Raw genomic sequence first — 2477 nt, 5'->3', positions numbered from 1 at the left:
GAATTTGTTGTGACTTCAGTGTACAAATTAGTGGAAACATCACTTCACGCTACCCCTTATTCCATATGGGTTTTTCATGATCTTGCCCTGGATGCAAGCCCAGTCAAGTCACCTACCGGCACCATATTTAAATGACAAAGCCTAGATGAAAATCGGGGCTTTGTTGTATCTGGGGTATAGGAAGCATTGCCTTCACGGTGGCGGCAGGTATGCCTGTTCAATCAGTCAGATCTTGATGTTTCATTCCTAAATTTCATCATTTCTCTTCGTAATCTAATGTGCCAATGAATTAATTATCTTAAATCAGAATGTTACCTTTAATTCTCACATCTATTGTCTATGTTTAAGATAGATCATAAAGGAGAGAGATATGCTGAAAGTAACCCCTTACTTATTTTTTGATGGTCGTTGTAATGAAGCATTGGACTTTTATCACAAGTGCTTTGGTGGTGTAGTTTTATCAAAACAACTATTTAGTGACGCACCACAGGTAATAGAGGGTGCTCAGCCTGATTGGGTTATGCACGCAGAGTTTGAAGCATTCGGTATGAAGCTTATGATGTCAGATGGCGTCAAAGCGAAAGAATTAGAAGGAAACAATCTTGCACTCTCCCTTGTTACTGAGGATACGACGACTCAAGAGCAAATCTTTGAAAAGCTCAAGAAGGGAGGGCGGATAATGACTCCACTCGCAGATACTTTTTGGGGGGCTCGATTTGGCAAAGTAGAAGATAAATTCGGTATACGCTGGATGGTGCACTGCGACTCTTTAAGTTGAGCCTGTGAAATTGGATAGTGAAATTGCTGCTTGGTTTTATTAGAATTATAAATAGAGATTAATCATCAATATTATATATAAAATGGGCAGCATAAAGATTACCGTAGATCGCATTCAGCCCGGTCTGCATATACGACTCCCCGTAAAATGGAATGAACACCCATTTTTATTCAACAGCTTTAAAATCAAAGATGACGCTCAAGTAAAAGTAATTCGACATCTTGGGATTAAGCACGTCTATATAAACCTGAGTCAAAGTGATACCTCACCTTTACCTGTTAATCACGTAGGTGAACAAGAAGTCGATATTGATTCACAGGTAAGCCTTGAAACGGAAAGAATGTGGAAAGATAAGCATGAGCGTATCGAAACCCTTAGCTCTTACCGCCGCAGGGTGAGTCATTGTGAGAGAGAGTTTGAACGTTCGCTTGCTCGAATGCGATCTGTGATGACCAAGATCCGTAACAGACCTTTAGATGCGGTAGGGGAGGTTAAGGCTCTTGTTGATGATATCGTTGAAACTCTAGTGAGCGATGATAACGTCACCTTGCACCTTATGAATGCTAAAGCGGATTTCGAAGATATTTACTTTCATACTCTAAATGTTTCGGTTGTTGCACTGATGATAGGTAAGGCCAAAGGCTATAACACACAGCAATTGAAAGACCTCTCATTCGCAGCGTTGTTTCACGATGTAGGCAAGATCAAAATACCAGTCGCGATACTAAGAAAGCAGAGTGCACTAACGGTGCCAGAAGAGAACTACCTGAAGCTTCATACTAAATACGGTGCGGATATTGTATCGGCAATTGATGACTTTCCTGAAAGTGCTAAAAAGGTGATCGCTCAACATCATGAGATGAATGATGGTTCTGGCTACCCCGAGGGCTTAAAAGAACATGAGATTGATGAATTTGCCAAGATAGTCGCCGTGGCTAATGCATTTGATAACCTTTGCCATGGTAAAACGCAATCTCAACAAATGATCCCGTATTTGGCACTGTCCCACCTATATAAGAGCTGCAAGCATCTATATAGCCAAGATAACTTGGGGCTGTTAGTTAAGTTCATGGGAGTCTATCCACCAGGAACTGTAGTACAGCTTTCAAATGATTCTATTGGGATTGTGATATCCGTTAACGCTAAACATATGCTTTATCCAAATGTACTTATCTATGATCCTAGCGTGCCAAGAACCCAAGCTCCGATCATTGACCTCTTTATTAAAGAGATCAAAATCGTTAATGCCGTTCATCCAAGCAAATTACCTGAACAAGTTCGAGAGTATCTAAACCCTAGGGCTCGTTTATCTTACTTTTTTGATAGTGGAGAGTAGTTATCCACAGGTCGTTGTGGGTAATTTGTTCGAAACTTGGGGTGAAAGTGGTATAAATAAGCCCTTGGTTGAAATGTCTTCGCTTAACCTCTTTTTTTAATAAAAAACGCATTTATTGCTTGCCAATATGAGCGGCATCTCTATAATGCCGCCTCACTGACACGGCAGACGCCACAAGGCTTCAGCGAGAAATGTTAGTAAGGCAACTAGCTTTAAGCGATGATTCGCTTCTACTTTTAGAAAGTAGGAATTAATTCCAAATAAGTGTTTGACACTGAGAATTAAATCGCTAGAATGGCCGTCCACTTCGAGAGGCTCCTTACTAAAAGGAAGGCTCAACAAGTAAAGCTCTTTAACAATTTA

At 40.6% G+C, this 2477-nt stretch carries 2 protein-coding genes; both read left to right on the top strand.

What is annotated here, in order from left to right:
• Positions 1-370: 370 nt before the first annotated feature.
• The gene (locus AB4323_RS23600; protein WP_102320265.1) at positions 371-778 is read left to right on the top strand and encodes a VOC family protein; all 408 of its coding nucleotides are present in this window, start codon (positions 371-373) and stop codon (positions 776-778) included.
• A gap of 82 nt (positions 779-860) precedes the next feature.
• The gene (locus AB4323_RS23595; RefSeq protein WP_017063746.1) at positions 861-2114 is read left to right on the top strand and encodes an HD-GYP domain-containing protein; all 1254 of its coding nucleotides are present in this window, start codon (positions 861-863) and stop codon (positions 2112-2114) included.
• Positions 2115-2477 lie beyond the last annotated feature (363 nt).

The sequence above is a fragment of the Vibrio sp. 10N.261.52.C11 genome (assembly GCF_041471405.1).
Taxonomy (GTDB): domain Bacteria; phylum Pseudomonadota; class Gammaproteobacteria; order Enterobacterales; family Vibrionaceae; genus Vibrio; species Vibrio crassostreae_C.
The sequence above is the reverse complement of the archived record's forward strand: the minus strand, read 5'-3'. Positions and strand labels throughout refer to the sequence as shown.

What these genes read in the sequence shown, in the direction of transcription:
- AB4323_RS23600 (WP_102320265.1), top strand. Translation starts at nt 371, where the DNA reads ATGCTGAAAGTAACCCCTTACTTATTTTTTGATGGTCGTTGTAATGAA.
- AB4323_RS23595 (WP_017063746.1), top strand. Translation starts at nt 861, where the DNA reads ATGGGCAGCATAAAGATTACCGTAGATCGCATTCAGCCCGGTCTGCAT.